Origin of the sequence: Cryobacterium sp. MLB-32 (assembly GCF_000738085.1) — a bacterium.
In the GTDB taxonomy this organism is placed as follows: Bacteria; Actinomycetota; Actinomycetes; order Actinomycetales; family Microbacteriaceae; genus Cryobacterium.
In genome coordinates this window covers 1-2,510 of sequence record NZ_JPRS01000382.1, presented here as the reverse complement: position 1 = coordinate 2,510, position 2,510 = coordinate 1, and the positions used below count along the sequence as shown (strand labels likewise).

Below are 2,510 nucleotides of genomic sequence, written 5' to 3'. Positions count from 1 at the left end.
CATCCCACTCCTCACACGCAGGGCACGCCGGCGGCGAATATCTGTTGTCTGCACCATCGCTCTGGCAGCATTCCTTCTCGCCGCACTCATCCTGAGCATGGCTTTGAGCGGCTTCGCGTACCCGTTGACACTCCTGCTCATCCCGATACAGACAATGATCCTCTTCTACATCCCCATGCTCGCGTTGGCGATCATCCCGCTCATACGTCGCCGCCAGTAGTAGGGTTCGTCGAAGCTGAACACAGCCGCTCTTCCCGCAAGCCGAAACTCTTGCGGGATTCTTAACCGTGGCGCCTGGGGCGAGATTGGACAGTGCTGCATCGCGGGCTTTTAGGCACCGATCTCGGTGAGGAGAACGCGCTGCTCTTGCTGGGTGAGGCCGGATCGACGTTCCCTGTCGAGTCCACGGGCCCGTTCGTCCGCCAGCACGTCCTCGAGCGTGTCCTGCAGGGTTCGCTCGTTTCCACCCGCTGCGACGAAGCGGCTGCGACTGCGGCGGGCGAAGGCGGAGTCGCTGCGGGGAAGCCATAGCGGCAGGGACCGGGGGCCAGCCCAGTAATTGACGCTGTGCGCGGTCAGCCATTCGTCCTCGGCCGCAACGAGTTCACCCGTGTGGCCGGCAACCTGGGCGGCGGCCAGCAGAACGGTGGAGAGTTTGTGTTCGCTCCCGACGGCGTTGTAGATGCCGCTCAGGCCGCGCTGTCCCGCGCTGATGAGCCATCCGGCAAGGTCCCGAACGTCGATGAACTGCACGTACCGATCCTCGGCATTCGGCACGAGAATGGGTTCCGCGGGAGCAGCGGCGAGCCTGGATACCCAATAGCTGAACCGGTCGCTCCTGTCGCCCGGCCCCGCGATCAGGCCCGGTCTCGCAATAAGAAGACGATCCCCCACCGCCTCTGCCGTGGCGCGTTCGGCGGCGACTTTGGCGTGCGCGTAATCGTCGAGGTCGGATGGCCCGACGAGGATGGCATCTTCGTCGGCACCCGGTTCAGCATTGCTCGCATACACAGAGACGGAGGAGACCAGGGTCCAATGCGCCGTGCTGCGCGCCAAAGCCTCGAGCGCTCCGGCGACGAGGTCCGCGTCATAGCTGAGCTCAATAATTTCGTCCCAGGCGTCACCAGAGACAAGGCCGTAGGCCCCAGATGATCGCCGGTCGGAGCGGACAAGCGTCACGCCGTGTGGGACTTCTCCAGATTCACCGCGCGCAAGGCACGTCACATCCTGGCCTTGAACAGCCAACTGCTCGGCTATCTCTCGACCAAGCCAGGCGGTTCCTCCGAGAATAAGTGTGCGTGTCATAGCGCCAGTGAATCGCACAGCCGAGATGAATCGATACCGCATTCGCTCTGAGCGCAGGACCTATCGACGATGATCGTCGCAGAGTCGACAATCACACGGCGATATCGCGGTCGCCCGAAAAGGGGACCTCCGCTGCGACAGATCCAAGCAGTTGCCCAAGACTCAGTCACTGTGTCAAATGGGAACCTCATCCGCGCCAAATCGACAACTCACCGATGCCGCACCGACGGCGAGTCGTGGCCACTGAGCAACGGTCTCAGCCCTGTGCCGAGTCGTGACCGGCGTGCTCGAGATCGTTAGTCCCCAAACAATATCTCCCGTCGTCGACACGGAGACGGCTGACCGTCCGTAAGCCTGGTTGAAGTGATGGGCGTAGGGCATCGTGGCGTCTGAGGAGCACTGAAATGCGGCCGACCCAACATCGCCGATGTCTACCGTCACCGCTCCGCTCCCCACGCAGTTGCGCAAAGGACGCTGACCGCGACGACGTTCTTCGCTCGTTCACGATTCAGAAGCACCGTGAATCACGGCCATAGTTCCTGATCAAAGCTAAATCGAAAGCAGAAAACATACCTCGTGATCGTTGTTAGAGTCTTCTTGTCTACCCCCTGACGATCCACCATGTTCCGGGAGGTGAGGAGCGTTTTCATACCTTCCACTCATGAGAAAGAAGGCGATTCCTAAATGAAGTCCCTGAGAATCTCCTAACCACTGCATCGATTGTCTTGGCATCGGTGCTTGTACCGACATCCGCTGTTTACGCTGCACCCCAAAAACCAACTATCCAGGCTGAAGCGACGGGAGACGGTCAGGTTCGAGAAGCATCCGCCGTTGAAGCTAACATCGGGAGTCAGCTTGGACTGGTCCCCGGCACGGCGAGGGTTGTAGACGAAGATACGGAAGCCGGAATGCTGTCACTTCAAATCCCGGGGAACATAGTTGGCAAGCAGACAATTAGCTCCTCGGATCTCCCCGCAGCCCTCTTCGAAGGCCATGGAACAGCTCTGGTGAACACGGAGCTTCCTGATGCAGCGATTTCGACCTTTGCCACGGATTTCGGTAGTCAGTCGATCATCAACATTGAATCCGCATCTGCGGCTACGGAGTACCGATTTCCTCTTGAAATGCCCGCGAGTACTACTGCCAACCTTCTTGAGGATGGTTCTCTGGTCATGTCCCATTGAGTGGTGTGGTTTCCCCGCTTT

3 protein-coding genes are annotated in these 2,510 nt (G+C 59.8%); 2 read left to right on the top strand and 1 reads right to left on the bottom strand.

Annotated features, from left to right (window positions below; translation table 11 throughout):
* Positions 1-220, top strand: a 220-nt coding sequence (locus JF66_RS23820; RefSeq protein WP_197059489.1) for a hypothetical protein, incomplete at its 5' end; no start/stop codon positions are given.
* A 110-nt stretch (positions 221-330) separates the two neighbouring features.
* On the opposite strand, the gene JF66_RS18770 is transcribed toward JF66_RS23820, so the two are convergent.
* The gene (locus JF66_RS18770; protein ID WP_035880389.1) at positions 331-1,305 is read right to left on the bottom strand and encodes an NAD-dependent epimerase/dehydratase family protein; all 975 of its coding nucleotides are present in this window, start codon (positions 1,303-1,305) and stop codon (positions 331-333) included.
* 734 nt (positions 1,306-2,039) lie between these two features.
* Between JF66_RS18770 and JF66_RS23280 the strand changes: the two genes are divergently transcribed.
* Entirely contained in the window at positions 2,040-2,489 is a 450-nt protein-coding gene (locus JF66_RS23280; protein ID WP_156109926.1) for a hypothetical protein, read from the top strand.
* The last annotated feature ends 21 nt before the right edge of the window (positions 2,490-2,510 follow it).